General features: G+C 43.7%; 15 protein-coding genes. 7 read left to right on the plus strand and 8 right to left on the minus strand.

The window, feature by feature from the left end; genetic code table 11:
- Positions 1–130 precede the first annotated feature (130 nt).
- From GVN16_RS10180 to GVN16_RS10195, 4 genes are all read left to right on the plus strand, one after another.
- On the plus strand, positions 131–1,162 hold the full coding sequence (locus GVN16_RS10180) for a sensor histidine kinase (protein ID WP_166563774.1): 1,032 nt from the start codon (positions 131–133) through the stop codon (positions 1,160–1,162).
- 1 nt (position 1,163) lies between these two features.
- Positions 1,164–1,883, plus strand: coding sequence for a LytTR family DNA-binding domain-containing protein (locus tag GVN16_RS10185; protein ID WP_166563775.1), 720 nt, complete (start codon positions 1,164–1,166; stop codon positions 1,881–1,883).
- Positions 1,884–1,986: 103 nt separating this feature from the next.
- Complete coding sequence (locus tag GVN16_RS10190) at positions 1,987–3,051, plus strand: endonuclease/exonuclease/phosphatase family protein (RefSeq protein WP_166563776.1); 1,065 nt, start codon at positions 1,987–1,989, stop codon at positions 3,049–3,051.
- A gap of 178 nt (positions 3,052–3,229) precedes the next feature.
- Positions 3,230–4,546: an ATP-binding protein gene (locus tag GVN16_RS10195; protein WP_166563777.1), complete on the plus strand. Its 1,317-nt coding sequence runs from the start codon at positions 3,230–3,232 to the stop codon at positions 4,544–4,546.
- A 107-nt stretch (positions 4,547–4,653) separates the two neighbouring features.
- Here the strand turns inward: GVN16_RS10195 and GVN16_RS10200 are convergent, their stop codons facing one another.
- From GVN16_RS10200 to GVN16_RS10210, 3 genes are all read right to left on the minus strand, one after another.
- Positions 4,654–5,610 (minus strand): GNAT family N-acetyltransferase, encoded by a 957-nt coding sequence (locus GVN16_RS10200; RefSeq protein ID WP_166563778.1) that lies wholly within the window; start codon positions 5,608–5,610, stop codon positions 4,654–4,656.
- Between the two features lie 164 nt (positions 5,611–5,774).
- On the minus strand, positions 5,775–6,185 hold the full coding sequence (locus GVN16_RS10205; RefSeq protein WP_310587424.1) for a DUF6157 family protein: 411 nt from the start codon (positions 6,183–6,185) through the stop codon (positions 5,775–5,777).
- Positions 6,186–6,251: 66 nt separating this feature from the next.
- The gene (locus GVN16_RS10210) at positions 6,252–7,181 is read right to left on the minus strand and encodes a LysR family transcriptional regulator (RefSeq protein ID WP_166563779.1); all 930 of its coding nucleotides are present in this window, start codon (positions 7,179–7,181) and stop codon (positions 6,252–6,254) included.
- Positions 7,182–7,280: 99 nt separating this feature from the next.
- Here GVN16_RS10210 and GVN16_RS10215 point away from each other — a divergent pair, with 99 nt between their 5' ends.
- The 3 genes from GVN16_RS10215 to GVN16_RS10225 all read left to right on the plus strand — a co-directional run bounded on the left by GVN16_RS10215 (position 7,281) and on the right by GVN16_RS10225 (position 10,718).
- Positions 7,281–8,276 carry an aldo/keto reductase gene (locus GVN16_RS10215; protein ID WP_166563780.1) on the plus strand — a complete coding sequence of 332 codons (996 nt, stop codon included), beginning with the start codon at positions 7,281–7,283 and terminating at the stop codon, positions 8,274–8,276.
- A 12-nt stretch (positions 8,277–8,288) separates the two neighbouring features.
- Complete coding sequence (locus GVN16_RS10220; protein ID WP_166563781.1) at positions 8,289–9,401, plus strand: alkene reductase; 1,113 nt, start codon at positions 8,289–8,291, stop codon at positions 9,399–9,401.
- Between the two features lie 213 nt (positions 9,402–9,614).
- A complete protein-coding gene (locus tag GVN16_RS10225; RefSeq protein ID WP_166563782.1) occupies positions 9,615–10,718 on the plus strand; it encodes an alkene reductase in 1,104 nt (367 codons plus the stop codon).
- A gap of 53 nt (positions 10,719–10,771) precedes the next feature.
- Here GVN16_RS10225 and GVN16_RS10230 read toward each other — a convergent pair whose 3' ends face one another.
- The 5 genes from GVN16_RS10230 to GVN16_RS10250 all read right to left on the minus strand — a co-directional run bounded on the left by GVN16_RS10230 (position 10,772) and on the right by GVN16_RS10250 (position 15,171).
- Positions 10,772–11,185: a hypothetical protein gene (locus GVN16_RS10230; protein ID WP_166563783.1), complete on the minus strand. Its 414-nt coding sequence runs from the start codon at positions 11,183–11,185 to the stop codon at positions 10,772–10,774.
- 33 nt (positions 11,186–11,218) lie between these two features.
- Positions 11,219–11,725, minus strand: coding sequence for a GNAT family N-acetyltransferase (locus GVN16_RS10235; RefSeq protein ID WP_166563784.1), 507 nt, complete (start codon positions 11,723–11,725; stop codon positions 11,219–11,221).
- Between the two features lie 203 nt (positions 11,726–11,928).
- Complete coding sequence (locus GVN16_RS10240; RefSeq protein ID WP_166563785.1) at positions 11,929–12,876, minus strand: hypothetical protein; 948 nt, start codon at positions 12,874–12,876, stop codon at positions 11,929–11,931.
- Positions 12,877–12,915: 39 nt separating this feature from the next.
- The gene (locus tag GVN16_RS10245) at positions 12,916–13,860 is read right to left on the minus strand and encodes a hypothetical protein (RefSeq protein ID WP_166563786.1); all 945 of its coding nucleotides are present in this window, start codon (positions 13,858–13,860) and stop codon (positions 12,916–12,918) included.
- A gap of 177 nt (positions 13,861–14,037) precedes the next feature.
- Positions 14,038–15,171 (minus strand): efflux RND transporter periplasmic adaptor subunit, encoded by a 1,134-nt coding sequence (locus GVN16_RS10250; RefSeq protein ID WP_205748829.1) that lies wholly within the window; start codon positions 15,169–15,171, stop codon positions 14,038–14,040.
- Between the last annotated feature and the right edge of the window lie 2 nt (positions 15,172–15,173).

Consider the following 15,173-nt stretch of genomic DNA (forward strand, 5'->3'; position numbering starts at 1 on the left):
GGTGTTGAAATGGTTCATAAGTTCAAAATTGCTTTCTGTCATCATTTCAGCTATATTCGTCAGCAAAATTTGTTTGCGTCATACAATCAGACCCAGATTTACAGCTTAATACTGGAATATAACAAACGATATGAGGAGTGCCGGCAATTCTTTCAGCAGCTTTTTTGGTAAGGATATCTATATTCTTTACTCGGCTGTTTTGTCTGTGCCGGTCTGGATGGCCCTCAATGCTTACGTGAGAGCCATTCATGTGGCGGAAGAAGAGTTTGTTACGACAGTGGCCTCCGTTTTATTCATTGCCGGTGTTTTTTGGGGCAGAAATCTGGCTCTGCTGTGGGGACCAAAGATCAGGATAGCTCACAACGACCTGATCAAAGGCCTTTCTGTAGCTATTGTGGTTTGTGTTGCCTGGTTATTTATTCATGCAGATTTTCAGGTTATCCGGTCTCATGAAGCCATCAGTATTTTACTGTACTGGCTTCCGTTTATTTTTATTAGCGTAGCGACCGGGTTTTTAGTGAAAATATACCGCAGCGTGGTACAAAATCAACTCAGGGAAGCCCGGACAACCGCAGCCAACAGTCATATCGAATTGCAGCTTCTTCAGTCACAGATGAGCCCTCATTTTTTGTTCAATACACTCAACAACCTCTACGGCATATCCATCACCCGGCACCAGGAAGTCCCGGGTCTGTTGCTTAAACTGTCAGAATTGCTGAGATATTCTGTGTATGAGGCCAAAGAAATGTATGTGCCTCTGAAAGACGAACTTACCTATCTCCGCAATTACATAGATTTTGAAAAACTCCGCATCGGCGACCGCTTACACCTCGACCTTGATTTTGATGAGAGAAGCAATGGCAAAATAGCCCCGATGTTGCTCATCGTGTTCATCGAAAATGCTTTCAAACATTCCAAGAATACCCACGATGAAAAGATATTTGTGAATATTTCATTGAAGCTATGGGAGGGACAGGTGTTTTTTTCGGTTAAGAATTCATACTCGGAATTGAAGAATCATGAGAGTAAGGACAAAAACAGCGGTTTAGGACTCGCTAATGTGAGAAAGAGGCTGGAATTGCTCTATCCCGGAGAACACGAACTGAAGCTGAAGGAGTCGGAGGGGACATTTTCTGTTACCCTCAGGTTAAAAATTAAGTAAAATGGACGATAAAATCAATTGCCTGATTGTAGACGACGAGCCCATAGCCAGGGAAATCATCATGACTTACTGCGGGCACCTACCTGATCTGCAGGTGGTGGCTTCGTGTGGCAATGCCCTGGAGGCTAAAGCAGCATTGCAGAAATATAAAACCGACATCCTCTTCCTCGATATCAACATGCCCGTGCTGGATGGTATTGCCTTTTTGAAAACCCTGAAAAATCAGCCGCAGGTTATCTTTACTACCGCATATAAGGAATTCGCCGTTGAGGCCTTCGACTTATCGGCCTGCGACTATTTACTGAAACCTTTTTCACTGGAGCGTTTTATTGTGGCGGTAGATAAAGCCACAGAAAGGTTAAGTGTTGATGCCCATACGGTTAAAGAGCCACCTTCAGGAGAACCCGCCAATGATGATTTTATTTTCGTCAGGGCAGACGGTAAAATCTATAAAATTATGCTGGAAGAGCTGCTTTATGCAGAGGCCAGCGGTAATTATACCAAAATTGTCACCACCCAAAGCACCATTCTCCCGGGTATGACCTTCTCTGCTTTTGAAGCCCTGTTGTCAAAAAGCGATTTTATCCGTATCCACCGTTCTTTTATAGTCAACAAGGTCCATATCACCCACATTGAAGGTAACAGGGTTTTCCTCAACACCTTGGAGTTGCCTGTTGGAATTAACTATAAAGAAGCCTTTTTTAAGCAACTGGGGCTTTGAGATTAAAAAACAAGGCATAGTTGTTAAAAAAACGCCTCTGAAACAAAACCATTCTGCCCGGAAATAGTATTATCTTGCAGTAAACATGCCTGTCTGAAAATATATGATTATCACCCAGGATCTGCATTATGGTTTTTCTGGATTATTTCTGTTGTCTGCCGTGCTCCCGTTTTTCAAGAGTGACTGGTGGGTTATCCGGGTTTTTGATTATCCCAGGCTTCAGAAATTTATTTTACTCCTGATCATGTTTGTGACCTGGTTTTTTGTTTTCCAGAAGCCGGCATGGTACGACTTTGTAGTTCTGTTTCTTCTTGGGTTTTCCATTGCTTATCTTGCTGCGGTTATTTATCCTTATACCATCCTGGGAAGGAAGATGATCGAACAAAGTGAGCCTTCAGGCACAGAAAAACCTTTACAACTGTTGGTTTGCAACGTTTTCCAGGATAATCAGGATTACGCCAGGCTGGTTAACCTGGTCAATAAAAAGCAACCCGATGTCATACTGCTGCTGGAAACCAACAAAGCCTGGCAGGAAGGTATTTCTGAACTCAGAGAGACGTACCCTTACCGGATTGAAGCTCCTCTTGAAAATACCTACGGGCTTTTGTTTTATTCCAGGTTGCCGGTCATATATCATGAGCTCAACTATCTGATTGACAAGGAAATCCCTTCTGTCGTAGCCGATGTTGAATATAACGGACAGGTCGTCAGGCTTTACGGATTACACCCTACACCACCTGTTCCCCAGGAAAACCCCGAAAGCACGGAAAGAGACGCGGAGATACTCCTGATAGGAAAGATGGCTAAAGCATACGATAAACCCTGCATCGTTTTCGGAGACCTCAACGATGTCGCCTGGTCTTACACCACCAGCTTGTTTCTCAAAGCAAGCGGTTTGCTGGATCCCCGGAGAGGAAGAGGCATGTACAGTACTTTTCATGCCAGTCACTGGTTACTACGCTGGCCGCTTGACCATTATTTTCTAAGTGGCCATTTCAGGCTGGTAAACATATGCATTGAAGAATCCGTCGGTTCAGATCATTTTCCCATCAGCATTTCACTGGTACTGAAGAATGAAGATGATTCTGAAAAACTTGACATCAGCCACGAAGAAAAAATGGAAGTGCAGGAGAAAATCGAGGCAGGCATTGAAAAGGGCGATGTGTGAAGTTTTATATAATGCAGGAAGTAATTATCCTCAAAACAGGGCTTGAAAATACAATTTAGCCTTTCGTTGCCTTTGATTTTTGCCAAAATTGCATGGTTATTGCCTTTGATTTTTGTCATTTTTGTGTTAATATTGCCTTTGATTTTTGTCAAACCTGTATCAGCACTACCTTTGGAAAATGTATCTATCAAGAAATATAGACATAGATTTACTAAAATGGAAAAATGACAAGGCCGGGAAGCCTTTGCTTCTCAGGGGTGCCAGACAGGTAGGGAAATCTACTGCCGTCCGACAATTGGCTACACAGTTTGAGTATTTTCTGGAAGTGAATTTTGAAGAGCAAAAGACCGTAAATTCATTGTTTGAAGGTGATCTGGATCCTAAAGAACTCTGCGAAAGCCTGTCCATTTTGTTTAATACGCCAATAATTCCCGGTAAAACACTATTGTTCTTCGACGAAATTCAATCTTGTATTCCTGCAATTTCTTCCCTGCGTTTTTTTTATGAAAAATATCCGGAATTGCATGTTATTGCAGCCGGTTCATTACTTGAGTTTGCATTATCTGAAATCCCTTCATTTGGTGTAGGACGGATAAGGTCATTATTTATATATCCTTTATCTTTTGATGAATTTCTGAGAGCTATCGGAGAGTCCTTGTTAGTGGACGGCAAGAATAAAGCATCCGTTGAAAAGCCGTTGCCAGAACCACTGCACTTAAAATTACTTGGTTTGCTTAAGCGTTTTTTGATGCTTGGTGGTATGCCGGAGGTAGTCGCTCATTATGCAGAATTCAGGGATTTTAATGCCTGCGGACAAATATTGGATGATCTCATTATTTCCTTCAGAGATGATTTTGCAAAGTACAAGAAGCTGGTGCCACCATTGAGGATTGCAGAAGTTTTTGACGCCGTAGTGCGGCAGTCAGGGGGTAAGTTTGTTTACTCAAAAGCAGCTACCGAAGCTAACAACAAACAAGTAAAAGAGGCACTTGATCTTTTAGTGATGTCAGGCCTGGTTATCCCGGTAACGCACACTTCTGCCAACGGTTTGCCGTTGGGGGCCGGAGTGAATATTAAAAAGCAAAAGATGCTGGTTTTGGATACTGGTATTTTTCAGAGAATTCTTGGACTGAAGGCATCTGAAATTTTATTTGAACAAGATTTTGATGTGATTAACAAAGGAGCCATTGCAGAACAATATTGTGGACTGGAACTTCTGAAGTCTGCATCCCCTTATAAGCAGGAACGATTATATTATTGGCACAGAGAAGCCCTTAACAGTAATGCTGAAGTAGATTATGTAATTCAAAAAGGACAGGAGATTATTCCTCTGGAAGTGAAATCTGGAACGAAGGGGTCTATGCAAAGCCTTTATCTCTTCTTAAAAGAAAAGCAAAGGGATTACGGTGTCCGGTTTTCGAATGAAATATATTCTACTGTTGAAAATGTACAGATATGGCCCTTATATGCGGTGTCTGATTTTAATAAGTTATGAAGTTGTTGTGGCACCACCTTTTTCGCTGATGTGATAGAGTCTGATAGCTTTAAGAAATTAATAAAGCAAAAATCACATTATAATGTGATTTTGTACTTAAAAATGGCTCAGTTCAAATTCATTTCCATATGTACATTGGCCCTGACATATGGTGAGGTCCGGCCTTCAATCATCCTGAAGCCCAGTTTGTGATACAGGCTGATGGCGGGTTTGAGGATAGAATTACTCCCCAGGTATAACTTAGAAGCACCTACGCTCCTGGCTTTTTCGATGATCGCTTGTCCGAGCAGTTTGCCGATACTTTTGCCCTGGGCCTTTGGTGAAACTGCCATTTTTGCCAGCTCAAAATCATAATCCGGATCATCGTCCATCCTGATAAGGGCACAGACGCCGACAGGCACGTCTTCCAGCAGGGCTACCATGATATACCCACCTTTACTGAGGATGTATTCTTCAGGATGGTCCAGGGCTTTATAGTCAGCTGCTTCCATTTTAAAATAGGTATTGATCCACTCCACGTTCAGGTCGCGGAAGGCCTGCTTATATTCCGGTTTGAATTCTACGATCTTGACCATCTTACTCTCTCTTTCTTTTTTCTTTTCTATGACCCTTTCCAGCAATGATTTTTGTTCCAGCAACTTTTCCCATTCTCCCAGGGCTTTCCACAGGTCATTTTCGGTCTGGGCCAGCATTTCTTCTACAGTCGCATTGACATCCTGGTATTGAAAAGCAATTTTCTCTGAAATTTCCCTGCCCTTTTCTGTCAGCGTCACTATATTTCTCCTCTTGTCTTCTTCGTCTTTTTTCTCGGTGACCAGTCCTTTCTTAGACATTTCGGTAATGATTTTACTGACGGAAGGGTGGGAGTGCCCGATTTCTTTGGCCAGCTGGGTGATGGTCTTTTCTTCGCCCTGCGACAAGACATGAAAGGCCGGAAACCACTTGGGCTGGAGCTCCACGTTAAATAGCCGGTAAATCTCAGGAGCATCTTTCGAGATTTTCTCATTCAGCATCCTTAGCCTGCTGCCGATGGCAAACTTGCCTGTTTTTTCAAAGAATTCCATGGTAAAGTAAGGATAAAAATTATTTTGCGTAATCAGTTACGTAATTGGTTACGCAATTATAGGAAATAAAATACCTCCTTCCAAACATCAGCCTGGAAAAATGTCTGAAGTGAATTCTGATTACAGGAAAATAGTGGAGATGAACCCAGCGATTCCGGTAAAAATCAGGCCCTTTTAGACCGCATGCCCCTGGTTTGTTTAAGGCTTTGGTCTCCGGTCATTTGCTGGTATTCGCCGGATTCCATCGGGAAGATGGCGATTTTTCCTTCGGCATTGCTGTGAACACCCCAGCCGTATCTCTTGGTCAGCGGAGATGAACGCATACAGGCCTGGCCTTTGGAAAAAAACTTTGCTCTTTCTTCCTCCATTTCGTGTTTGGTAATGCCGTTTTTGGCGGCGTAAGCTCCGAAAATAATATCGTCGGAAGTATACTGATAAGGGTGTTCGATCAGTTTTTCAAACTGCAGGTTGGCTATGGTTTTGCTGTCCCCTTTTAACGGGGGAATTTCCGCTGTACTGATCGGACAATCTTCGGCTACTGCGATAAAAGTATCAATATAATTGGTCGTATGCATTATCAGATGAGGTTGATTGAGACAAATTTATGAAAATTTCTGACAAGGCTGAAAAAGTAGTTTTATTTATAAGGTCAGTTCTGCTTCCTGCCTCTGAAGGGGGGCTTCCTGCTCGAAAATCCTTTTGATCTTATCTATTTCGCCGGTGTACATCGTCTTTTTACGTGTACCGAAATACAGGGTGTTTTCAATCACAGGTTCGCCTTCCCATACCAGTTTTACTTTTCCTTCTCCGATGGCCTCACTACAAAGGAAATCGGGGATGATGGAGAAGCCTTCACCGTCGCTCAGGCATCTGACGATTGAACTGATGTTCGGCACAATGTAATTAGGCTTAAAACCGGGGTGTTCGTTGAAGTTGGTCCTCCAGAATTTTTTGAGATGCTCCATATCAGCTGCCGTGCTGTACCAGATCTGTTGTTGCAGAAAAGCCCTGAGTCCCGGAATGTCTTTGTTATGAATAAGACTTTCGGCTTCTTCGGTCCGGGTCTGGCTGCCACATACCAGCACAATCCTTTCTTTTGAAAACGGTTTATAGTCCAGGTTTTTCTGGGTGCCTTTCTGTGGGGTAATGATCAGGTCCAGGATGCCTTTGTCTAAATCATGCTGCATCTGGGGGTATTCTCCGAACTTAATGATCACATTAAAAGGCAGTTTTGAGATGTGCTGCTCGAGGGTGTACTGAAAAGTTTCAAAGCACATACCCACGCTGATGGTGGCCCGGTCGGTTTTGGAGCTCTTGTGAAACAATTGTTCGGCTGTTTCGAGTTTGAGCAGTGGTTCGACCACAAAATTATATAAAACCTTGCCCCGTTCGGTCGGTACCATCCTTTTGGCAGAGCGGTCAAAAAGCTTATAGCCGGTATACGCTTCCAATGAACTCAGATGCAGACTGACGCCCGGCTGAGATATGAAAAGTGCCTGGGCAGCCCCGGTAAGGGTGCCTGTTTCGTAAATCGACTTGAAAGTCCTGAGCCATTCGAGGTTGAGTATCATAATTTATCTATCAGTATTATGATACAAATGTATTATTTAACTTATTATGTTGATAGTAAAAAGCGTAATAATTTTGCATCATCAAAATATCAACAGAAAATGGAATACAGGAAATTAGGAAATACAGAACTGGAATTGTCGCTCATTACCTACGGAGCTTTTGCCATTGGGGGCAATATGTGGGGAGGAAATGAGAAGAAAGACTCGATAGAAGCCATTCATGCGTCGCTGGACCATGGAGTGACTTCTCTGGATACGGCTCCGTTTTATGGTTTCGGATTGAGTGAAGAGCTTATCGGAGAAGCCCTGAAAGGGAAAGACAGAAGCAAAGTACAGATACTGACCAAATTCGGTCTTGTCTGGGACGGAAGTAACGAAGGGAAAGGTGAATTTTTCTTTGATGCTTCTGAAAACGGTAATACAATACCGGTATATAAATATGCATCCAAAGCCAATCTGATTAAAGAAACGGAAGAGAGTTTAAAACGTTTGGGTACGGATTATATCGACTTGCTGCAATTACACTGGCCGGACGCCACTACACCCATTTCGGAAACGATGGAAGGGCTGGAGCAACTGATTCAGCAGGGAAAGATCAGGGCTGCCGGGGTCAGCAATTATTCGGTGGCACAGATGACAGAGGCTTCACAGACTTTTCTTCCGGCTTCCAACCAGGTGGCTTACAGTATGCTGAATCGTGGTATCGAAAAGGACCTGGTGCCTTATTCACTTGAAAATAACACCGGTATCATTGTTTACAGCCCGATGGAAAGGGGATTGCTTACCGGGAAGTATTTTGAAGAAGGCAAGCTGAAAAGTGATGACCACAGAAACGGATATTTCGGACAGTTTGATTTACAAAAAGTGAAAGCCTTTCTGGGTCAGCTTCAACCCCTGGCTGAAAGTAGAAATGCCAGTTTATCCCAGCTGGTGCTGAGATGGACTACCCTTCAGAAAGGGGTCAGCGTTGTGCTGGCCGGGGCAAGGAATACCCAGCAGGCAATAATCAATGCCCGGGCGTCGGATGTCAGTTTGTCAGAGTCAGATATGAATTTTATTGAAGCTCAGTTAGCTTCCCTTCAAGTGAACCCTTAAACATAATTTATCATGTTATTTACCTCATATAAACTTGGCGGCCTTGAGCTGTCAAACAGGATCGTTATGCCTCCTATGACCCGTTCGAGGGCAGCAAAAGGAGAAGTGGCCACCGACCTGATGGCCGAATATTACAGTCAGCGTGCCACAGCCGGACTCATCATTTCTGAAGGCACACAGGTGAGCCGCCAGGGGCAGGGTTATGCCTGGACACCTGGTATTTTCTCAGACGAACAGGTGAAAGGCTGGCGAAAAGTGACCCAGGCCGTCCATGCCAACGGAGGAAAAATATTTGCCCAGCTCTGGCATGTGGGCAGGGTTTCTCATACTTCACTGCAGGAAAACGGCCAGGCTCCGGTTTCGGCTTCAGCTCTTGTGGCGGAGGGGGTGAAAGTATTCCTGGACGTTCAGGGAAAAGGTCCGGCAGGCGGGGCAGGAGAGATGATTCAGCATTCGGCTCCCAGGGCTTTGAGTATTCCGGAAATTAAGCAAATTGTTAAAGACTTTGCCAAAGCCGCTGAAAATGCCATGGAAGCGGGCTTCGACGGCGTGGAATTACACGGTGCCAACGGCTACCTGATTGAGCAGTTTATTGATTCACAAACTAACCACAGGACAGATGAATATGGCGGTTCACTGGAGAATCGCCTGCGATTTCTGAAAGAAGTAACTACTGCCGTGGCTGATGCCATCGGAAAAGACAAGGTAGGCGTCCGTCAGGCTCCGCTTACTACGCTGATGGGGGCTATGGATGATCATCCCGAAGAAACCTACATTGCTGCCGCCAGGGTTCTCAATGAGATAGGAATTGCTTATATCCACATTGCTGAAGCGGACTGGGACAATGCCCCCGTGATGCCCATTGCTTTTAAAGAAGCGTATCGCAAAGCGTTTTCGGGTACTTTGATCTATGCCGGGAAATACACCAAAGCCAGGGCCGAAGAAGCTCTTGAAAATGGTTGGGCTGATCTGATCGCTTTCGGCAGGCCGTTCATCGCCAATCCGGATTTGCCTCATCGCCTGAAACATGATCTGCCGCTTAATGAAGGTGACAGAAGTAAGTATTTCGGAGGAGAAAGGGTAGGGTATACGGATTATACGTTTAGTGATAGAATGATTGAATGATTGAATGATAGGGTGATTGAATGCCTGCCCGACCTGGGCTTTGCCCGGGCGGGATTTAATGATTGAGTCATAGAGTGAATGAGTCATAGAATGGATCATTGAGTCAATACTTGCTGGTCTGAGACTCACCAAGGCCGGATTGAATGAAATAAGAGATAAATAGTTAAAAAAAGCTGATGGCTGAATGCCGGCAGCTATAAACCTGAAAAAAAAATGTTATTTGAACCATATTCAGAAAAAGGACTGAAATTAAAGAACAGGGTAGTGCTGGCTCCCATGACGAGGGCCAGGAACCCGGATGGCGTTCCGAATGCAATGAACGCCTTGTATTACCGCCAAAGAGCCGGTGCGGGATTGATCATTACCGAAGGCACTGCTATTTCGCCGACGTCGACGGGTGTTTTGCATATTCCTGGCTTGTACACTGCTGAACAAACGGAGGGTTGGAAGTTAGTAACAGAGGCTGCCCATCAGGAAGGGAGTGTGATTTATACACAATTATGGCATGTAGGACGTGTTTCTCATGTGACTAACCAGCCGGGTGGCATTGCTCCTGTCAGTTCATCGGCCATTGCCGCGGCCAATTCTACGGCCTGGGCCTATGATGAAAACGGGAAGGAGAACTTTGTGCCATGTTCCCCGCCCCGGGCTTTGTCCGTTGAAGAAATAAGGCAGGTGGTATATGACTTTGCAAGAGCGGCAACTAATGCTGTAGAGGCGGGCTTTGATGGCGTGGAGCTTCACGGAGCCAACGGCTACCTGATTGAACAGTTTCTGAATCCTTTTATCAATGTCAGAACGGATCATTATGCCGGAAGTATTGAAAACCGGAGCCGTTTTTTGCTGGAAACCATAGATGCCTGTATCGCAGCTATCGGAGCTGATAGGGTGGCCATCCGCTTAACGCCCTACGGAGGTCTGTACGAAATGCCACATTATGATGAACTTGAAGCTACTTATGAATACCTGGCCAGGGAACTGGAGAAAAGAGGCGTGAGCTATATTCATATCATGGACCAGAAATCCAGGGGGAGCTTTGCGATACCGGATGGTTTTTTGAAGCGTTTCAGGAGCTGGTATAAGGGGCTTATCATTTTTGCAGGAGGCCTTGACAAGGCTAAATCTGAAGCTTACCTTTCAGAAGGTCTGATAGACCTGGCCGGGTTCGGAGAGCCGTTTATTGCCAATCCCGACCTGGTAGAACGACTGAAAAGCGACTGGCCGCTAACAGAACCGGAAAGGCATCTGCATTATGGGGGTGCTGAGCATGGATATGTGGATTATCCTGTTTACCAGGATCTTCAGACTGTGAGATGACCATAAAAAAGCTACCGGTGAGGTAGCTTTTTTATAATAATATCAAGTAGAAATCAGCGATCTTTTTTTTGTGTAACACGTCTGCCTAACAGGAAGCTCACAAAAATCAGGCTCAGAATCAAAACGGCCTGAATGAGGGTTAAGAGGTCGGTAAGAATGCCCATATCACTCGTTTGCATAAAGGAAATCACCGGGGTAATCAGTACCACAGATACCGCCGAGATAAAAAGAAATACAATACCCGTTGCTATTTTCCTTAGTTTCGAAAAAAGAATCCGGATAATGAAGATGACGAGTGAAAGTGTCAGGGTAAAAGAATATATCATTGTTTTGGTATCAATGACAAAATAAGTGTCATGTATCTGAATATCAAGTGCCCCTGCTTTTGAAGCCGGTACGATGATCAGGCTGGCAAACAAGAGAATGCCTGAAATCCAGGCTAATTCCAATAGTAAATCTTTTTTCATTTTATCAGGAAATGGTTGTTTTGGTGGAGGGTATTAAATAATTTCTTTTTTCCAGTGAAACATGACGTCGTCTTCACCGTATTTTTGAAAGCCGTTTTTTTGAAGAACGGCGAAGGATGCTTCATTGGTTTTTTCAGTGGAGGCCATAATGGTTTTAACATGCCCCTGTTCTGCTGCCCATTCAATCATGGCTCTTACGGCTTCGGTCATATAACCTTTTCCCTGAAACTCCTCGTAAGTGCCGTATCCGATTTCTGCTTCTCCTTTTTCATTGGGTTCTCCCATAAAACAGAGGTCGCCCACCATTTTATTTTCGGTTTTCAGGATCATCGTCCAGAGGGTTGAAAAAAGGTAATTTTTAGAATCGTCAGCTACGTTCGGGAGTATGGTCTGGGCCAGGGCTTCTTTAAGTTCTTCTGATATAACCCTCGAAGTGGTATTGAGATTCAGTTCTATTTCCAGAGAATGATCGTTTCGGATGTACTTCTCAAGTTGTTCGTAAGCAAGTGGTAAAATGGTCAGTCTTTCGGTCTGTATCATGACGGTTATGGTTGAAATCGCTAAGCTTTAAGGCTTATGCTGCAAATATACGGTATTTCATGAAGTATGTACGTAATGGGGTGTTAATATCAGTACATTTTCAAGTAAAGAATAATACAGGTAAGAAGGCCGGGATTGTTTTGGAAAAGTGGTTGAACAAGATCTTTAAAGTTTTGAAAACCTGGGTATTATTTAAGTCCTCACTAACTCCCGTACAACCTCGCTTTCGGCGGTGTCTTTAAACTGATTTTAAGAGTATACCAGGTGCTTTGAGGCAGACCTCTGCTTTTGCCAGATAGCCATTTCCCGTTGGAAAGCGAGACTACCCTCACGGCTTCTGCATCGGCAGAAGGAGAGTAGCTGTCTGCCACAAAAACCTCATGGATGCTTCCGTCTTTTTCAATCCGGAATCTTACGGAGACAAATATGTCGGTTTTATTGACGGAGGGATATTTGATCTGACCATCTAAAAACCTGGCAAACTTTTCCATTCCTCCTTTAAATACCGGCGGTTCAAATACTTTGTCGTAGGTGTGTGTTTTACCCTCTTTATCCGTTGATCTCCCTTTAACCAGCTGTCCGTCTTTGTAAGTTTCTTCGTAGCAAAGTCTACCATTCGGGTAGGTGCCCGTCCACACGGAGTCTTTGATGCCGTTGACATAATTTCCGGTCTCGGTTAAGTCCGTAAATTCTTTCGAATTTCCTCGGCCGTCTTTTATCAGTTGATGACCGGCTTCGTCCCATACTTCATTGACATAAAAGGTCATGGAGTTGGGTTGCCGGACATAATTTGATTTTTTGTACAACTGCCCGTTTTCAAAATACTGATTCCTGATACCTTTGTATATATTCTGATAGAAACTGCCTTCATCTTTCAGGTTTCCGTTTTCATAATAGGATTTAAACTTACCCTCTTTGAAATAGTAGTTGTATTCAGGCATGTTTTTGGTAAACCCTGACTCGGCCAGTTGTCCGTTATTTTTGTAAAAGTCCTCTACCAGGAAGCCGGATTCCGTTCTGGTGATTACGCGATCATAGTCTACTTTCTGACCAGCGTCGTTTACAAAAGAAATGCTCTTTTTAACGGGAGCATCCTGTGCAAATGCAGAAGTAAACAAGATTAAACTAATAAAGGTGAATGGTTTTTTCATTATTTCAGGTGATGGTTTTATCGATCAATTATATGATAATCAAGGGAGCCGCGAGGTGCTGCTGAAGAAAGATATATTGTAGTCAAACCAGCTTGGCTGCGGTATGCCTCTTTTTTTGCCCGGAGTCCATTTGCCGCTGGTAAGCAATGCAATTCTTATGACCTCGTCATTCGCAGCGTATGATTCTTCGTTCATCAGGAAAGCTTCTTTTACGCTTCCGTCTTTTTCAATTCTGAAACTTACGTTTACTGTTTCTCTCGGCACACGGCTTTTCGGATGTCTCTGGTTTTTTGCAATAAACTTCCAGAATGCATCCATTCCGCCTTCAAAAATCGCCCGTTCAGTCAGCTGGGTGTATTCATACGTTTTACCTTCCGGGTCTGAGGATGTTCCGTTGATGAGGATGCCTTTTGTGTAGGTTTCCTTGTAGCAAAATCTTCCGTTCGGGTAGGTGCCTGTCCATACAGAATCTTTCAGGCCGTCGACATAATTTCCTGTTTCGATCAATTCTGAGATTTCTGTAGATCTGCCCTGGCCCTCCATGACAAGTTGATTACCTTGCTGATCCCAGACTTCATTCACTAATGAGATGAGGATATCGTTCTTTTTAACATACAGCGATCTTTTAAAAAGCCGGCCATTTTCAAAATACTGACTCCGGACACCTTTCAGGTTGTTTTGTAAGTATGTCGCATCATCTTTCAACTGTCCGTTTTCATAGAAACTACGGAATTTACCCTCTTTAAGGAAATAATGGTATTCGGGTTTCAGAGGAGTCATCGCTATTTCGGCCAATTGGTCACTGCCCTGATAAAAATCTTCCACCTGGAATCCCGCTTTTTTTGTCCAGGTAATGACACGGTCATAGGTTACGGATTTACCTTCGTCGTTAATAAATGAAATACTTTTTCCGGAAGGTCTCTTCTGGGCAGATGCCGCAGATGCTAAGAGGATTAAACAGATAAAGTGGAATACTTTTTTCATTGTGAAGGTTTGTGTTTCTGCAAATATATACGCAAAACCATTTCAAAAATTAAAATTGTAAAAAACAATTTCTGTAGTGTCGTTGTGATCATTAAAAAAGAAAACCCCGCATTCTGAATACAATGCAGGGTTTTTTATGATTGATGAAGTGAATACGACGAAAAATGCTGAACTGGATTAATCTTCTGCCTTATTCTTTAAGGCCATCAGCAGGGTATAAGCTCCTTTGCTGACAATCATTTTGTCAGCAAAAACCCCGGTATTAAGGATCGCTACATAGCCGTTTTCTTTGGTGCCGGTTTCTGCAGGGATCATTTCAAACTGGTTTTTGCTTTTTACAGCAAATACATAGTTTTTGCCCTCGTAGCTCACTATGGCGTCTTCTTTGACAGCCCGGGTGTCGTGGCTTTTGATCTCAATTTCTGCATTCATGTACATGCCTGGCAGTAAGGTCTTATCAAAATTTTCAAAATGACAGTGTACTTCAGCCGATCTTTCCGGCGACAGGTCACGGCTGATCAGGATGATTTTGCAAAGGTGTTTTTTATCAGGCTGATTGTTGGTGTAGGCAATCAATTGCTGACCTATTTCGAGCTTGTCGATGTCTTTTTCAAATACTTTGAGATTCAGATGGATATCGGAAGGATTGATCAGTTCAAACAACACATCTGAAGGATTGGCATATTTACCGATATTGACATTGATTTTTGATACAAACCCGCTGATAGGAGAGTAAATGTTTACACTTTTTGACAAATTATTCACCGTCAGTCCCTGGGGATTGATGTTGATGAGTTTCAGCTTTTCTGCCAGTGCACTGAGGGCGATTTTCTGCGTATGGTATTCCATCTGCATTTGTTGCACCATTTTGTCGCTGCTGGCTTTGCTTTGATTGAGATCTTTCTGACGGTTATACTCAGCTTCCGCGTATTGCAGTCTGGCTGTTGTGGTCAGATAGTCCTGTTGCAGCTGAATGTATTGCTGGTCTTCCATTCTGGCAATGACCTGGCCTTTGCTGACATGCATTCCGGGTAGCAACTGGGTTGATTTCAGATATCCGCCCAAAGGCATACTGACAGAAACCATGTTCTGAGGCGGTACATCGATGGTGCCGCTGACTTTGATAACAGAAGAAAGATTTCTGGATTCGAGCATACCGGACTCGATACCGGCCGATTTCAGCTGGGCTTCGGATAGTGTTACGAGATTGCCTGAAACTACCGGAGCTTCAGCAGTGGTTTCGGATTCGCTCTTTTTGTTGCTGCATGAAGCCAGCAAAAGGAGAGAAAAGAAAAGAAGGGTATTTTTCATGA

Source organism: Emticicia sp. CRIBPO (assembly GCF_009905725.1).
Classification (GTDB): domain Bacteria; phylum Bacteroidota; class Bacteroidia; order Cytophagales; family Spirosomataceae; genus Leadbetterella.